The sequence below is a fragment of the Pseudomonas sp. 2822-17 genome (genome assembly GCF_002742485.1).
In the GTDB taxonomy this organism is placed as follows: domain Bacteria; phylum Pseudomonadota; class Gammaproteobacteria; order Pseudomonadales; family Pseudomonadaceae; genus Aquipseudomonas; species Aquipseudomonas cyclaminis.
The window spans coordinates 55,260-70,468 of record NZ_LJRZ01000428.1; the positions used below are offsets into that span (position 1 = coordinate 55,260).

13 protein-coding genes are annotated in these 15,209 nt (G+C 60.6%); 10 read left to right on the top strand and 3 right to left on the bottom strand.

Going from position 1 to position 15,209, the window contains the following annotated elements; all coding sequences use genetic code 11:
- The first annotated feature begins 152 nt into the window (after nucleotides 1-152).
- The 4 genes from AOA60_RS14960 to AOA60_RS14975 all read left to right on the top strand — a co-directional run bounded on the left by AOA60_RS14960 (nucleotide 153) and on the right by AOA60_RS14975 (nucleotide 3,557).
- Complete coding sequence (locus AOA60_RS14960) at nucleotides 153-398, top strand: DUF3077 domain-containing protein (protein ID WP_099585078.1); 246 nt, start codon at nucleotides 153-155, stop codon at nucleotides 396-398.
- 215 nt (nucleotides 399-613) lie between these two features.
- Entirely contained in the window at nucleotides 614-1,501 is an 888-nt protein-coding gene (locus AOA60_RS14965; protein WP_099585079.1) for a nitrilase family protein, read from the top strand.
- A gap of 183 nt (nucleotides 1,502-1,684) precedes the next feature.
- A complete protein-coding gene (locus AOA60_RS14970) occupies nucleotides 1,685-3,181 on the top strand; it encodes a PAS domain S-box protein (protein WP_099585080.1) in 1,497 nt (498 codons plus the stop codon).
- Between the two features lie 103 nt (nucleotides 3,182-3,284).
- Nucleotides 3,285-3,557 (top strand): DUF1652 domain-containing protein, encoded by a 273-nt coding sequence (locus AOA60_RS14975; RefSeq protein ID WP_099585081.1) that lies wholly within the window; start codon nucleotides 3,285-3,287, stop codon nucleotides 3,555-3,557.
- Here AOA60_RS14975 and AOA60_RS14980 read toward each other — a convergent pair.
- Entirely contained in the window at nucleotides 3,520-4,713 is a 1,194-nt protein-coding gene (locus AOA60_RS14980) for an MFS transporter (protein ID WP_099585082.1), read from the bottom strand. The two genes, AOA60_RS14975 and AOA60_RS14980, sit on opposite strands and share 38 nt — an antisense overlap.
- A gap of 76 nt (nucleotides 4,714-4,789) precedes the next feature.
- On the bottom strand, nucleotides 4,790-5,098 hold the full coding sequence (locus tag AOA60_RS14985) for an RcnB family protein (RefSeq protein WP_099585083.1): 309 nt from the start codon (nucleotides 5,096-5,098) through the stop codon (nucleotides 4,790-4,792).
- 170 nt (nucleotides 5,099-5,268) lie between these two features.
- Between AOA60_RS14985 and AOA60_RS14990 the strand changes: the two genes are divergently transcribed.
- From AOA60_RS14990 to AOA60_RS15005, 4 genes are all read left to right on the top strand, one after another.
- Nucleotides 5,269-7,425, top strand: coding sequence for a WG repeat-containing protein (locus AOA60_RS14990; RefSeq protein WP_099585084.1), 2,157 nt, complete (start codon nucleotides 5,269-5,271; stop codon nucleotides 7,423-7,425).
- A gap of 179 nt (nucleotides 7,426-7,604) precedes the next feature.
- Complete coding sequence (locus tag AOA60_RS14995) at nucleotides 7,605-8,162, top strand: helix-turn-helix domain-containing protein (protein ID WP_099585085.1); 558 nt, start codon at nucleotides 7,605-7,607, stop codon at nucleotides 8,160-8,162.
- Between the two features lie 11 nt (nucleotides 8,163-8,173).
- Complete coding sequence (locus AOA60_RS15000; RefSeq protein WP_099585086.1) at nucleotides 8,174-9,520, top strand: glutamine synthetase family protein; 1,347 nt, start codon at nucleotides 8,174-8,176, stop codon at nucleotides 9,518-9,520.
- Nucleotides 9,521-9,542: 22 nt separating this feature from the next.
- A complete protein-coding gene (locus tag AOA60_RS15005; RefSeq protein ID WP_099585087.1) occupies nucleotides 9,543-10,640 on the top strand; it encodes a DNA alkylation repair protein in 1,098 nt (365 codons plus the stop codon).
- A gap of 42 nt (nucleotides 10,641-10,682) precedes the next feature.
- On the opposite strand, the gene AOA60_RS15010 is transcribed toward AOA60_RS15005, so the two are convergent.
- Complete coding sequence (locus AOA60_RS15010; RefSeq protein ID WP_099585088.1) at nucleotides 10,683-11,573, bottom strand: LysR family transcriptional regulator; 891 nt, start codon at nucleotides 11,571-11,573, stop codon at nucleotides 10,683-10,685.
- A 129-nt stretch (nucleotides 11,574-11,702) separates the two neighbouring features.
- Between AOA60_RS15010 and AOA60_RS15015 the strand changes: the two genes are divergently transcribed.
- Entirely contained in the window at nucleotides 11,703-13,349 is a 1,647-nt protein-coding gene (locus AOA60_RS15015; protein ID WP_099585089.1) for a GMC family oxidoreductase, read from the top strand.
- A gap of 65 nt (nucleotides 13,350-13,414) precedes the next feature.
- Nucleotides 13,415-15,040 carry an MFS transporter gene (locus AOA60_RS15020; protein WP_099585090.1) on the top strand — a complete coding sequence of 542 codons (1,626 nt, stop codon included), beginning with the start codon at nucleotides 13,415-13,417 and terminating at the stop codon, nucleotides 15,038-15,040.
- Nucleotides 15,041-15,209: the final 169 nt, after the last annotated feature.

Below are 15,209 nucleotides of genomic sequence, written 5' to 3' on the forward strand. Positions count from 1 at the left end.
TTTTCGGCCCTGCGTTATGGTGGCCGTGCGCAGGGCACCTTCGGGTGCACCGGGTCCTAATCACCGGTCTACCAATCTGCGTACGGTCACCACCCTAAAGTCGTTTGGTAGCGACGGTGGTGGCTTTCCAACTTAGATTAGGAGTTGAACCCATGGACAAACTTGTCCCCGCACCACCCGCTTCAGAACTGCATTTCTTCACCACCACCCCAGACGTCAGCTTCGAAGACGCCCTGGCCCACGCCAGCAGCGTACTGCGTTGCGCAGCCGTGGCCGCACAAACGGCGGGGGATCAATTGGACGGTACTTCACGCACGCTGGTGCTGTCGGTCATGCATCTGGTGGACATGGCAAGCGTGATGGTGGATCGCTCGCTGGAATGCGTGCAGCCGCGCTAACCCTGCGCGACCTTATGACGAGCAAGCTTGCTGTGGCGGAGCGAGCTTGCTTGCACTGGGCTGCGCAGCAGCAGCAGCAGCAGCAGCAGCAGCAGCAGGACCTTCGCTTATTTCAGGAGCCACCTGACACCCCAAGCAGAAGCGCCCGATATTCTCCGGCCTGCGCATCACCTCTTATGGACAGCAAACCCTATTACCCAAAGAGGACACCCGTCATGAACCCATCCATAAGCCCTGTCCGTGTCGCTATCGTGCAATTCGATCCCCAGGTGGGGATTGACCACCGCCGCGCAAACCTGCGCCTTAGCCTGGAGCTGGCAGCGCAGGCCGCCAACGGTGGCGCCAAATTGATCGTGTTGCCGGAGCTTTCAAACTGCGGCTATTTCTTTGCTGACCGCCAGGATGCCTTCGCCCACGCCGAAGCGGTCCCAGGGGGACCTAGCGTAAAAGCATGGGTCGACTTTGCCTGCAAGCATCAGGTTTATCTGGTGGCCGGTCTCAATGAAGTCGATGAAATGCAATTGTTCAACACTGCCGTGCTGCTAGGCCCGAACGGTATGATCGGAAAGTACCGCAAGGCTCATCTGTGGAACCTGGAGAAGCTATGGTTCACCCCCGGTAATACCGGTTTTCCAGTGTTCGACACGCCCATCGGCCGCATCGGGATGCTGATCTGCTGGGACATATGGTTTCCCGAAGTGCCGCGCATTCTCGGTCAGCAAGGTGCCGATATTATTTGCAGTTTGAACAACTGGGTCTGGACGCCTCCCCCACTGTTCGACGAAGCGGGCAAGTGCATGGCGTCTTACCTGACGATGACGGCGGCACACGTCAATAACGTATTTATCGCCGCCGCAAGCCGAATCGGCCAGGAACGTGATGCGCGTTATCTGGGATGCTCACTGGTTGCAGGCACCAACGGTTGGCCGATCGGCAAGGTGGCATCCGCCGATCAGCAAGAGGTGCTGTTTGCGGATGTCGACCTGAGCAGGGCACGCAGTGCGCCGATCTGGAACAACTTGAACGACTTGCAACGGGATCGACGTGCGGATCTGTACGATCAAATGTTGGGATACACCCGGCACCACGCGCTGCCTCGTTGAAACCAATATGCCTGCGGGGCTTGTTGTGGTTGTCGCTCGCGCTCGACGCCGGCACAAAGGGCTAGCCCTGGCTCAAATGCACCCTCCAATCGCGTGCATTCATACCTCCCCCGACCGCATTTTCTTTGCACTATCCGGCCCCCTGGCTGTCGGAGTTTGCATGCGCTTTCCCAGGGAGACACCATGAGCCAGGACGTCCTTGCCAAAGAAACCAACCGCCGCCAACTGCAGCAGATCATCTCCGGGCTCTCGGATGGGATCATCCTCGCGGAAGTCGACCAGACCATCCTGTGGGCCAACGAAGCCGCGCTGACCATGCACGGCGTGGATGACGTGCAGGCACTGGGCGCCAACACTCACGCCTACGCCGAGCGTTTCGCCCTGCGGTACCGCAACAACCATCCCGTACAGCTGGATAACTACCCCTTGGCCCGCGCGGCGGCCGGTGATGAATTCAGCGATGTGGTGGTGGAAGTCACGCCCACCGCCGACCCGGACAAAACCTGGGTGCACCGCCTGCGCAGCCTGGTGATCAGTGACTCCCACGGCGAGCCGGAGCTGCTGGTGTTGATCCTCAGCGACGCCACCGAATGGGCCAGCGCCGAGCAGCGCTTCGAAAAAACCTTCAACGCCAACCCCGCGCCTGCGGTGATCTGCCGCTTGAGCGACTTGCGCTACATCAAGGTCAACCAGGGCTTTTTGGAGATGACCGGTTACAACCGTGACCAGGTCATCGGTAAATCAGTGTATGAATTGGACGTGCTGGAGCAGGCCGAGCGCAAAGACCTGGCTATCCAGCGCCTGGGCGAAGGCGCGACGATCCCGCAGATGCAGGCCGAACTCAAACTGCCCGACGGCGGCAGCAAATTGGTGATCGTCGCCGGCCAGCCGTTGGACATGAACGAGGAAGACTGCATGCTGTTTTCGTTCACCGACCTGGAGCCGCGACGCAAGGCCGAAGTGGCCCTGCGCCAGAGTGAAGAACGTTTTGCCGAGTCGTTCCGCCTCACGCCGGTGCCCACGCTGGTGTGCAACGCCGCCAACCGCCAGGTGGTGGACGTCAACGAAGCGTTTATGAGCATCACCGGCTATATCAGCGAAGAGCTGATCGGCAAATCCATCGAAGACATCGACTTTATCGACAGCCCCCAGGCGGGCACGCAGTTGTTCACCACCCTGGAGAAAGCGGGCAACCTCGACGGCCAGGATCTCAAGGTGCGCAAAAAAGGCAACGAGGTGATCGACTGCGTGGTGTCCGCCGACACCGTGATCATCGAGGACGTGCCCTGCTACCTGCTGGTGCTGATGAACATCACCGAACGCAAGCGCTCGGAGCTGGAATTGGTGGCGGCCATTGAGGAAGTGATGCAGGACGCGTCCTGGTTCAGCCAGACCCTGATCGAGAAACTGGCCAACGCCAAGAGTGTCAACAGCCCCAACGCGCCGAATATCAGCTTCACCGACCTCACCGCCCGTGAGCGCGATGTGCTGGGGTTGATCTGCGAAGGCCTGGCTGACAAAGAAATCGCCTCACGCCTGAAACTGGCGCCCAACACCGTACGCAATCACGTGGCCACGGTGTACTCCAAGCTGGGGGTGCACAGCCGTAGCGCGGCCATCGTTTGGGCCCGTGAACGCGGGCTGTTTGCCGGCGAACTGCGCCTGAAAAACAAGTCCTGACAGTGCAAATGCACTAGAGCGGCTAGTGCGAATTCAACTTATGGCGCAGCGGTGCACGCAATAACCTTCAAGGCATCTAACCGGACGTCTTGAAGGAACACGCATGTTTACCCTCGCCCAACTGCGAAATTGCATCGAAGAAGGCCTGTCGCCACTGACCTGCGAATTCACCCTGTGCCGGGATGCGTCCTTGACCCTCAAGGTCTATGACGCCGATACCGGTCGGGTTGACTTGGTGGTGACCGGGATCAGTACCAACCGCCTGCAGACCCCGCAAGAAGTGGAAAAAATGGTGGAAGAGCTGCGCTACGAACTGCACAGCAACACCATGGGCAAACTTACGTTGGATGACTTTCCTTCAACGACGAACCAATGAAATAGAACACCCCGCCCGCCACAATGAACGCCCCCAGCATGTAGAACATGGTGTGCGCCGGCAGGTTGGCCAGCACCAGCCCACACAACACCGGCCCCAGTGCAGCGCCGAGGTTGGACAGGTTCTGCGCGCCGTAGTACATGCCCCGCAGGTGGTCCGGGGCGATTCGGTCGATAAACATGTACTCGGCCGGAAACACCACAATCTCCCCCACCGTGAACACTGCCATTGCCAGCACCCACCACAGCACGCTGGTGGACAGCGCAAAGCCAATCAACCCCAGCATGAACATGCTCAAGCCGAAGATGAGCCATTGGCTCAAGTAACGGTGCGAGATGCGTCGGCCGATCACATATTGCAAGGCGATCACCATCACCGCGTTGGTGGTGAGCACGGCGCTGATCACGGTGTAGGTGTATTCAGCCGTGGTTGTGGTCACCAGGTACTGCGACAGGTAGGCCGTGAACTGGCCGAACACCACTGCGCTGAGCAAGCCGCCTATCGTGAAACACACCAGCCGACGGTCCTGCAGCAATACACGGCCAACGGCGAGAAACGACACCGGCTTCTGCGCCACGTCCACCGTGGTTAACCTGCGGTCGCCCCAGCGCCAATACAGCAGGAAAAACCCCGCCCCCAGCAGTGCTGACAACATGAACGGCAGGCTGATATCAAGCTTCGCCACCATCGCCCCGAAAAACGGCCCGACCGCGTAGCCGATATTGGTGAGGGTGTACTTGATGGAAAACACTTCACTGCGCGCGTCTTCCGGCAGCAGGCTGGCAAAACCGGCCTTCACCGCAATGTCGATGACTGCGTAGGCCAGGTTGATCAGGATCAGGCAGCTATAAAACGCCCAGATGTTCTGCGCCAATAGCGTGCCGACAAACCCCAGCACAAACAGCAGGCTCATCCAGAGCAATAACCGGTAGCTGTTGATACGGTCGACGAGGAAACCGCCATACACACTCAGTAGCGAACCGACAATCAGCGAGCTGCCGATGACGAGGCCAACTTGAGTGATGTCGAGGGTGAAATGGTGGGTGAGGTAGATCACCAGGTACGGAAACGTGATGGCCTTGGCCAGCGTCAGCAGCAACGTGGCGCCCAGCAGCAGGTTCACGGTGCGGGGGTAGTTTCTTATTGTGGCAAGCATCCTGCTCTCATTCTTCGAAGGTAACGCGACCATTGCGGCCGGTTACCTTAACGCAAGAACAAGGCAAAAAGGAGGGTCACTTCTTGACTGGGGTGATCTCCAGAATAGTGCCGTTGGTGGTCTTGAGCAGCACGAACTTATCGCCTACCCGCGCCCATTGGCTGTCTTCCTCGGGTTGCTTGAGGCCGCGCTTTTTCCAGTCACTGACGGCCGACTCCTTGCGCATCAGGATATCCGGGGCGCGGTCGCCTTCTTTTAAATCACGGGCATTGATGTTGGAAGGTTGCACGGTTTCCTGGGGCGTATCACCGGCCTGGGCCACAAAGCTGACGGTGGACAGGCTGGCAGCGACTAAAACACAGGCTGCGAGAGTTTTGGACTTCATGGGTACTCCTTCAATGAATGGCGCGTACCCAGGTTCCGACCGCAGGCGCGCGCAATCATTCACCGTATGAAACCCGCCTGGTATCGCGCACTGTGCTTGTGCCACTCCAGGTTCCCCGCCACCGTTCACCTGCTAACCTTGCGCCAGCCCTATTCTCGAGTCTGACAATAATGAAAACCGCCCTGACCCGAACCAAACTTCTTGCCAGCGCCCTGGTGGTGGTCGCCGTCATCGGCGGCGCGGCCTATTACCTGTTTGACCGGCACGTCATCACGGGCTTGGTCAGCGGCACCGAATACAGCGATGAGCAGCTCAATGAAGGCGCGGTGGACGACCTCCACAGCCTGACGCTGGCGCAAGCGAAAAAACGCCTGAACTACCTGGAAATGGACGCGCGCGACAGCATCAATCAGATCGCAATGATCGAAAGCATGCGCCTGGAAATTTCGCCGGTAGCCAACACTGCCGAGTCGCCCGGCGAGAAAAAACAGCTGCGCTATGACGAACCCTTCGTCCCCTTCCCCGCTGCCGAGCTGAAAACCGCGCTGGAAGACCTCGCACAGAAAAAGCCGACGTTCGAGCAGTTCTTTTTCGACAACCAGTCGGGGCTGAAACTGGACGTGGAGCCGATCCGCGAGCTGCTCAAGCGTGGCGCCCTGCCCGACCAGCGCGAAGAGGAACGTTACGCGGTACACACCCTGTACTTTCGCGACGGGACGCAGCAGGCGTTTGCCGACGTTAGGCCCAACATCAGCGAAGAACAGGACACCTCCACGGTCGAACTCAAGGTCAATAAGCCGGTAGAACGCGTCAGCGTCACCCTCACCTACCCCAGCTACCCTGGCTTCAAAAAGATCGTGCTGGACCCCAAGCATCCGAAAGTTACCGGCGACAACGGCGAGGTCTACCAATTGACCGCCCTGGCTGACGAGCGTGCGTCCCTGCTGCTGGCCACGCCAAAGGACAAGACCTACGTGATCGAGGGCTTGAGCGCCGACGGCAAGACACTCTACAGCGGCGGCAACAGCAGCAACTCCTCGCCTACCGCCGAACAGAAGGCCAACCTGCGCGCTTACTACGACGAACTGCTGCGCATGCAGGACCAGTTCTCCCGCTATACCACCAGCGCCGAACTGCAGGAACACCTGGAGCAGTTCGTCAAAGGCCTGCCGGACAGCGACGGTGCCCTGACCAACGTGCAAGCCACCTACCAGTTCGAAGACACCCCGGCGAGCATCGTCATCTACCTGCTGGACCCCGCCCAACCGCAACCCCTGACGCTGGAGATGCACAACAGTGTGCCGGCCCAGGCTCGCTATATCGCTTACGACAATGCCACGAAAAAAAGCGGCTTTATCGACAGCAACGGCCAATGGGTGGTCAAGCCGCGCTTTGAGCGCATCGAGTACAGCCCCATGCCCGGTGTATTCAACATGCAGGTGGGCAGGACACCGCAGAAAGATGGCTGGAGCCAGTTGCAATTCAAGTACTTTGCGTTCGTGCCCGGCGGGCACACCTTGAAGGAGTTACCGTTCGAGATCATCGAAAAACCGCTCAATGATGAGCTGATGATCGTCGAACGCGAAACGAACGGGCCCTACGGCGTATACGACGTGAAGAAGCAGCAAGTGGTGGTGCCGATGAAGTACGTCAATGTTCAGGTAGTCGGCGACCTGTTCATTGCCCGGCCTGGGCTGAAGACCTACGGTGGCGACTCCTCCTACGGCGTGTGGAACCTGGCCGGCAAGGAACTGCTGGCGCCGCGTTTCTCCAACATCGACGTCGTCGGTGACCACCTCTACACCACCTCGGCTGACGGGGGGCAAATCGACATCTATACGCTGAAACTGCAAAAGCTCAATCCACCAGGCAGCACGGCCATTGGCGCGTTTATCCAGGGCCAGCCGCAACTGCTGCAAGACCGCAAAAACCGGAAATACCGCTTTATCGACGCCGAAGGCAAACCCTTGCCCATCAGCTTGCCCTATGACGAAGTCGAGCCGTTCTCCAATGGCATGGCCGTGGTCAAAAAAGGTGAACGCTACGGCGCGCTCGACCTGGCCGGCAAACTGCGCGTGCCCCTGAAGTACACCCGCCTCAACCCCTTCCAGAAAAACCTCGCCTCGGCGGAAATGGACGGTTTCAGAGGCCTGGTGCTGATCGACAAAAACAACACCCTGGTGAAAAAACTCGGCTCGTACACCACCTACAGCCTGCCCACCAACAGCAACGACGCGACGTACAGCATCTGGGACGCGAAAGACGAAAACCGGGTGAATGTGTTCAATGCCGACGGCGTACAGGTGGACAGCTACCAACGCGAGTAACCGCCCCTGTGGCGAGGGAGCTTGCTCCCGCTGGGCTGCGCAGCAGCCCCAAAAAGCCGAACCGCAATCTTTCTAAAAAACCCAGTGGCTGGAGGGGGGCTGCCTTTGAATCTCGGCCACCCATTGCCCGCGTGAAATTTATACTGTAATTTTTCATGAAATTTCTCGATATAAATTTCATGAACCAACAAGAAGAACTCGACGCGCTGGCGAGCCTGGTCCACGACCTTCGCAAGCATAAGAAGCTGACCCTCGCCCAACTCGCGCAAAAGATCGAGCGTTCAGTAGGCTTCCTGTCCCAGGTAGAGCGCGGCCTGTCGCGCCCGACTGTGGCAGACCTGACGGCCATCAGCCACGCCCTCGACGTGCCCACCACTTATTTCTACAGCCAACCCAAGCCCAAAGCGGTGGACTGGATCACCCGTCCCAACGAGCGGCGCACGGTGTATTACGCCAATGGGATCACCGACATCCTGGTCTCCCCCAGCATGAAGGGTGCGTTTTCGATACTCGACAGCCTGCTGGCGCCCGGAGCCAACAGTGGTGAACAGACCATGAGCGACCGCGCCGAGCAGGCCGGTTTTGTGCTCGAAGGTGAATTGACACTGTGGGTCGAAGGCCAGGCCGACTCGGTCACCCTCGGCCCCGGCGACAGTTTCCACCTGGCCAGTTTCGCCCATTGCCGCTACGCCAACCTGACCGACCTGCCCGCCCGCGTGTTGTGGGTTTACAACTAGGAGCTGCACCCGTGAAAAGCCATGCCGCCACGTTACTGGCCGAAGTACGGACCTTTCGCCAGAACCACCCCGACGTGCGCTACGTCGACCTGATAGCCCTGGACATTCCCGGGCATTTCTACGGCAAGCGCTACCCGATCGAGATGCTGGAAAAGGTCGCCGCCGGCAGCCCGTTGAAACTGCCGCAGAACGCTGTGCTGCTTGGCGCCCAAGGCGGGCTGTTCAAGATTGGTGACTACTGCTTCAACGACGGCGACCCAGACGCCAACCGCCGCCTCGTGCCGGGCACGCTCAAGCCGGTGAACTGGGAATCGCAGCCCCTGGGGCAGATGCTGATCACTTCCGACGGCACCGAAGCGCCCATCGAGTTCGAGCCGCGTGAGGTGCTGGCCAAGGTGCTGGAGCGCCTGCACCACAAGGGCATTCACCCGGTGGTGGCGTTTGAACTGGAGTTCTACCTGTTCGACAAGAAACTCGACAACGGCCTGCCACAATTCGCCCGCGACCCGCTGAGTGATGACGCCGACGACCAGCCCAACCTGCATATCGAACGGCTGTCGCGTTTCAGCGAAGTACTCGACGACATGGCCCAGACCGCCAAGGACCAGGGCATCGACATCACGGTGATCACCGCCGAGCTCGGCCCCGGCCAGTTCGAGATCAATTTCGGCCACCAGGGCGACGGCCTGTGCGCCGCCGACTGGGCTGCCCTGTTCTGCCGCAGCACCCGCGGCGTGGCACTCAAGCACGGCTACCGCGCCAGCTTCATGGCCAAGCCTTACCTGCAATTTCCCGGCAGCGGCATGCATGTGCATGTCAGCCTGTATGACGGCGCGGGCAATAACCTGCTGGCGGCGCATCAACAGCAGCCGCTGCGCCATGCCGTCGCCGGTTGCCTGGAACTGCTGCCCCACTGCATGCCGATCTTCTCGCCCAACCACAACGCCTTTCGCCGCCTGGGCGGCACGGTCAACGCCGCCACCCGCGCCTGCTGGGGCTTTGAAGACCGCGACGCGTGCGTGCGCGTCCCCGAGTCCGACCCCCGCAACCTGCGCATCGAACATCGCCTGGCCAGCGCCGACGCCAACCCGTATCTGGTGCTGGCGGCGATTCTCGTCGGTCTGGAGCATGGCCTCGACGCCAAACGGGAGCCCATCCCACCGCTGAACGAGGACCGCGCCAGCGGCACCGACTTCCCCGTCGAAATGCTCGACGCTGTGCGTGCCATGCAGCATCAAGCGGTAGTGCGCGATAAGCTGGGCGCCGAATTTGTCGACGTGTACTGCGAGAACAAGCGCCAGGATCACCTGGCCTTCCAGCAAGAGATCCACGCGCGGGAATACCGCTGGTTTCTCTGACTCAACTGCCAAGGAATCACCGATGACCGACCCAAGCGCCCCGGCCCTCAAGGACATCTTCAACGTCGAACGCCTGCAACATATCGCCACGGAAATGACGGCGGTGTACCCGGCGTTCGACGCCAAAGGCTTCCTCGCACACGCCAAGGCCGGCTTGGCCGAGCTGTCGGTGATGCAGCGCGTGGCACGGGTCAGCGAAAGCCTGCATGCGGTGATCCCGCTGGATTATCCGCAAAGCCTCAAACTGCTTTACGCCCTCGCGCCCCGCCTGAACAGCGGGTTTGTCAGCCTGTTTCTGCCGCACTACGTGGCGAGCTACGGCCTGGCGGACTTCAAGCGATCCATGGCGGCACTCAAGTACTTCACTACCTTTGGCTCTGCCGAATTCGCCATTCGTCACTTCCTGCTTCAAGACTTGCCACGCACCTTGGCGGTGATGCAGCAGTGGTCGCTGGATGACAACGACCACGTGCGCCGCCTGGCAAGCGAAGGTTCGCGACCGCGTTTACCGTGGTCGTTTCGTCTGGCCGACGTGCAGGCCAACCCAGCGTTATGCGCCTCGATCCTCGACAACCTCAAGGCCGATCCGAGCCTCTACGTGCGCAAGTCCGTGGCCAACCACCTCAATGACATCACCAAGGACCATCCCGAGTGGGTGCTTGGCCTGATCGAAGGCTGGAACCTCGATAACCCCCACACCGCCTGGATCGCCCGCCATGCGCTGCGCAGCCTGATCAAGCAAGGCAACACCCGCGCACTGACGATCATGGGCGCGGGGGCCAAGGCCGAGGTCAAGCTCCATCACCTGAGCGTAACGCCGGCGGTGATCAGGCTGGGGGAACGGATCAACCTGTCGTTCAGCCTGGAATCCACTGCGGTCACTGCGCAAAAACTGGTGGTGGATTACGCCATCGACTATGTAAAAAGCGCCGGGCACAGCGCGAGCAAGGTATTCAAGCTCAAGGCGTTTACCCTGGGGGCCGGAGAACAGCAGCGCATCAGCCGCGAGCAACACATCCGTGAACTGACCACACGCAAGCACTATCCCGGTCGGCACAAGGTGCATGTGATGGTGAATGGTGAAAGGCTCGGCAGTGCTGCATTCGAATTGCGCGATTGAACCCACACCAGAGCACCCATGTGGGAGGGGCGGTTTCTTCAGTCAAGGTTCGCCGAGCAGCAACCCCTGCTCCCGCGCGCACAGTTCCACCACGTAATCCCACAACACCCGCAATCGTACTGACTTGTGCAGCTCCCGACGCGAGCTGATCCAGTAGCTGCGCTGGATCCCCTCCCCCGGCAACACAGCCACCAGATCCGGGTCGCCCGAGGCCATGAAGCACGGCAACACCGCAATGCCCAACCCGGAGCGCGCCGCCTGGTGCTGGGCGATGACGCTGGTGCTGTGAAACACCACTTTGGGATTGCGGCAGAAGCTGCTGAGGAGTTTCAGCTCCTGGCTGAACAGCAGGTCGTCGACGTAATCGATCCAGGCATGGGCGGCGAGGTCTTCGCGTTTTTCGATGGGTGGGCTGCGGTCCAGGTAGGCGCGGCTGGCGTAGAGCGCCAGGCGGTAATCGGTGAGTTTGCGGGTGACCAGTTGATCGACGCTGGGGCGTTCGAGATGGATGCTGATTTCCGCTTCGCGGTTGAGGATGCTGACAAAGCGCGGCACCGCCACCAGCTCCACCTCCAATCCCGGATAACGGTCGAACAACCCGCCCATGCGACTGGCGAGGAACATCACCCCCAGCCCTTCAGCCACGCCAAGGCGAATCTTGCCCAGGGGCGCGGCGCAATGGGTGAGTTCGTCTTCGGCCAGCAGTGCGACGTTTTCCATGGCTTCGGCGTGTTTGAGCAGCGCTTCGCCGGAAGGCGTCAGCTCATAGCCTTGGGCATGCTGCACGAACAACGCGGTGCCGAGGCTCTTCTCGATGGCCTCGATATGCCGGGCCACGGTGGCGTGGGTGGTTTTCAGGCGTTGCGCAGCGGTGAGCAGGCGGCCGCTGCGCTGGAGCTCAAGAAAGAACCGCAGGTCATTCCAGTCGAACATGTCGCCTCCATTCCATCAGCAGGGGCAGCGCTGTTTAAAAACGCACAGCAGCTGGGTAAAAACTAACATTTTTAAGACGAAAACTAACAACTAGGATGGAGCTAATAAGAAAAACAAGCGAGACCTCAGATGCCCATTGCAGCTGCTGAATACGATTACGTGGTAGTAGGCGCCGGCCCCGCAGGCTGCCTGCTGGCCAATCGACTGTCCGCCAACCCCGCCCACCGCGTGCTGCTGCTCGAAGCCGGTGGCCGCGACAATTACCCCTGGATCCATATCCCGGTCGGCTACCTCTTCTGCATCGGCAACCCGCGCACCGACTGGTGCTTCAAGACCGAAGCCCAGGAAGGCCTGCAAGGCCGTGCCCTGAGTTACCCGCGCGGCAAGGTGCTGGGCGGCTGCTCGTCCATCAACGGCATGATCTACATGCGCGGCCAGGCCCAGGACTACGACGGCTGGGCCGCTGAGGGCAACCTCGGCTGGGCCTGGAAAGACGTGCTGCCACTGTTCAAACAAAGCGAAAACCACTTCGCCGGTGGTTCCGAGTTCCACAGCGACGGCGGTGAATGGCGCGTCGAGCAGCAGCGCCTGTCGTGGCCGATCCTGGATGCGTTTCGCGAGGCGGCGGCGCAAAATGGCATCGCCAATATCAATGACTTTAACGAGGGCGATAACGAAGGCTGCGGCTACTTCCAGGTCAACCAGAAGGCCGGCGTACGCTGGAACGCCGCCAAGGCGTTTCTCAAGCCTATTCGCCAACGTCCCAATCTCACCGTGCTGACTGAAGTCGAAGTCGACCGCGTGGTCCTGGAAAACGGCCGCGCCTCGGCAGTGGTCGGGCGTCAAAACGGCCAGCAGATAAGCTGGAAGGCGCGCAAGGAGATCGTGCTGTGCGCCGGCTCCGTGGGCTCGCCGGGCATTCTGCAACGCTCCGGCATCGGCCCGTCCAGCGTGCTCAAACCCTTGGGCATCGACGTGTTGCATGAACTGCCTGGCGTGGGCGGCAACCTGCAGGATCACCTGCAATTGCGGCTGATCTACAAGCTGGAAAACGCCCGCACCCTGAACCAGATCGCCGGCACCGTGTGGGGCAAGATGGGCATGGGCCTGCGCTACCTGTACGACCGCAGCGGCCCGCTGTCGATGGCACCCAGTCAGCTCGGCGCCTTTGCCCGCTCCGGCCCGGAACAGACTTCGGCCAACCTTGAATACCACGTGCAGCCGCTGTCCCTGGAGCGCTTCGGCGAACCGTTGCACGCGTTCCCGGCGTTCACCGCCTCGGTGTGCGACCTGCGCCCGCAAAGCCGTGGCCGTATCGATATTCGCTCGGCCAACCCGGCGGATGCGCCGCTGATCCGGCCCAACTACCTCAGCCATCCGCAAGACTTGCGCGTGGCCGCCGACGCGATTCGCCTGACTCGACGCATCGTCGCCGCCCCCGCCCTGAGCCAGTTCAAACCGGTGGAATACCTGCCCGGTGATTCGCTGCAAACCGAAGAGGAACTGCACGAAGCCGCCGCCCGTATCGGCACGACGATTTTCCACCCGGTGGGCACCTGCCGCATGGGCAGTGACAAAGACGCAGTGGTCGATGCGCAACTGCGGGTGCATGGCGTGCCCGGCCTGCGCATCGCTGATGCCTCGGTCATGCCGCGCATCACCTCCGGCAACACTTGTTCACCCACGCTGATGATCGCGGAGAAAGCCGCGCAGCTGATCCTTTCGCCGCCTACAAGGAGCCTCGCCCCGGAGAAAGAACTGGTTCATGCAATCTGAATAGCGGCGCCGCACCTGGCGCCGACAGTGGAACAACAATAAATAATCACTGTGAGGGCTACCCGATGTCAGAACATGCTCAACCCTTGGGCTCGACGGTCAACACCGCCAGCAGCACCAACGACTCAAAAAAGGTCATCTTCGCCTCGTCCCTGGGGACGGTGTTCGAGTGGTATGACTTTTTCCTCTACGGCGCCCTGGCGGCCGTGATCAGCAAGCAGTTCTTTGCCGGGGTCAACGACACCACGGCGTTTATCTTTGCCTTGATGGCCTTCGCGGCCGGCTTTGTGGTGCGCCCGTTTGGCGCGCTGGTATTCGGCCGGCTGGGCGACATGATCGGGCGCAAGTACACCTTCCTCGTCACCATCATCCTGATGGGCGTCGCCACCTTCTGCGTCGGGCTGCTGCCGACTTACGCCAGCATCGGCATCGCGGCGCCGATCATCCTGATCGTGCTGCGCATGCTGCAAGGCCTGGCGCTGGGCGGTGAATACGGCGGCGCGGCGACCTATGTGGCCGAACATGCACCGGCCGGCAAACGTGGCCTCAATACCAGCTGGATTCAATCCACCGCGACCATCGGCCTGCTGTTGTCGCTGCTGGTAGTGCTGGCCTGCCGTTACTTCACCGGTGACCAGTTCGAAGTGTGGGGCTGGCGGATTCCGTTCCTGTTTTCCATCGTGCTGCTGGGCATTTCCACCTGGATCCGCATGAGCCTGCACGAGTCGCCAGCGTTCCTCAAAATGAAAGAGGAAGGCAAGGCCAGCAAGGCGCCGATCCGTGAGTCGTTCGGCAAATGGGAAAACCTCAAGGTGGTGCTGATTGCGCTGTTCAGCATCAACGGCGGGCAAGCGGTGACCTTCTACGCGTCGCAGTTCTACGTGCTGTTTTTCCTCACGCAGTTCCTGAAGATGGACCCGGCGCTGGCCAACATGCTGCTGATTATCAGCGTGGTGATCGGCGCGCCGTTCTTTATCTTCTTTGGCTGGCTGTCGGACAAGGTCGGCCGCAAGCCGGTGCTGATGCTCGGCCTGCTGCTGGCCACCGTGCTGTACTTCCCGATCTTCAAGAGCCTGGCGCACTACACCAACCCGGCGATGGACCAGGCCAGCACTCAAGCCCCCATCACCGTACTCGCCGACCCGGCCACCTGCACCTTCCAGTTCGACCCGGTGGGCAAGGCGAAATTTGACAGCCCGTGCGACAAGGTCAAGACCTTCCTGGTCAAGCAAGGCCTGCCCTACAGCAGCGCCGCCGCACCCGCCGGCAGCCCGGTGCAGGTGAGCGTGGGCGAGGTGCGCATCGACGGTTTTGACGAAAAGGCCCTGCGCGGCGCCGTGACCCTGGCCGGTTATCCGACTTCGGCAGATGTGGCTCAGGTCAACAAGGTCATGGTGGTGGTGCTGATCGTCGCACTGATCCTGATCGCGGCCATGTGCTACGGCCCGCTGGCGGCGCTGATGGTGGAATTGTTCCCGACGCGCATCCGCTATACCTCGATGTCCTTGCCCTACCACATCGGTAATGGCTGGTTTGGCGGGTTCCTGCCGACCGTGTCGTTTGCGCTGGTGGTGTACACCGGGGATATCTTCTACGGGCTGTGGTACCCGGTGGTCGTGACCGGGGTAAGCCTGATCGTGGGGATGATCTGCCTCAAAGAAACGCGGCATGTGGATATCGATAAAAACTGATCCCGAAGATCCCCTGTGGGAGGGGGCTTGCCCCCGATAGCGATGGTGCAGTCAGCGTTGCAGGGACTGGTATGCCACTATCGGGAGCAAGCCCCCTTCCACATTCATTCCCCAGCGCCTACATAAATAGCTGTATATCCATACAGATAACAGTTGCTCAATTCCCTTC

What these genes read in the sequence shown, in the direction of transcription:
- AOA60_RS15005 (WP_099585087.1), top strand. Translation starts at nt 9,543, where the DNA reads ATGACCGACCCAAGCGCCCCGGCCCTCAAGGACATCTTCAACGTCGAA.
- AOA60_RS14960 (WP_099585078.1), top strand. Translation starts at nt 153, where the DNA reads ATGGACAAACTTGTCCCCGCACCACCCGCTTCAGAACTGCATTTCTTC.
- AOA60_RS14975 (WP_099585081.1), top strand. Translation starts at nt 3,285, where the DNA reads ATGTTTACCCTCGCCCAACTGCGAAATTGCATCGAAGAAGGCCTGTCG.
- AOA60_RS14980 (WP_099585082.1), bottom strand. Translation starts at nt 4,713, where the DNA reads ATGCTTGCCACAATAAGAAACTACCCCCGCACCGTGAACCTGCTGCTG.
- AOA60_RS14965 (WP_099585079.1), top strand. Translation starts at nt 614, where the DNA reads ATGAACCCATCCATAAGCCCTGTCCGTGTCGCTATCGTGCAATTCGAT.
- AOA60_RS15015 (WP_099585089.1), top strand. Translation starts at nt 11,703, where the DNA reads ATGCCCATTGCAGCTGCTGAATACGATTACGTGGTAGTAGGCGCCGGC.
- AOA60_RS14970 (WP_099585080.1), top strand. Translation starts at nt 1,685, where the DNA reads ATGAGCCAGGACGTCCTTGCCAAAGAAACCAACCGCCGCCAACTGCAG.
- AOA60_RS14990 (WP_099585084.1), top strand. Translation starts at nt 5,269, where the DNA reads ATGAAAACCGCCCTGACCCGAACCAAACTTCTTGCCAGCGCCCTGGTG.
- AOA60_RS15020 (WP_099585090.1), top strand. Translation starts at nt 13,415, where the DNA reads ATGTCAGAACATGCTCAACCCTTGGGCTCGACGGTCAACACCGCCAGC.
- AOA60_RS15010 (WP_099585088.1), bottom strand. Translation starts at nt 11,573, where the DNA reads ATGTTCGACTGGAATGACCTGCGGTTCTTTCTTGAGCTCCAGCGCAGC.
- AOA60_RS14985 (WP_099585083.1), bottom strand. Translation starts at nt 5,098, where the DNA reads ATGAAGTCCAAAACTCTCGCAGCCTGTGTTTTAGTCGCTGCCAGCCTG.
- AOA60_RS14995 (WP_099585085.1), top strand. Translation starts at nt 7,605, where the DNA reads ATGAACCAACAAGAAGAACTCGACGCGCTGGCGAGCCTGGTCCACGAC.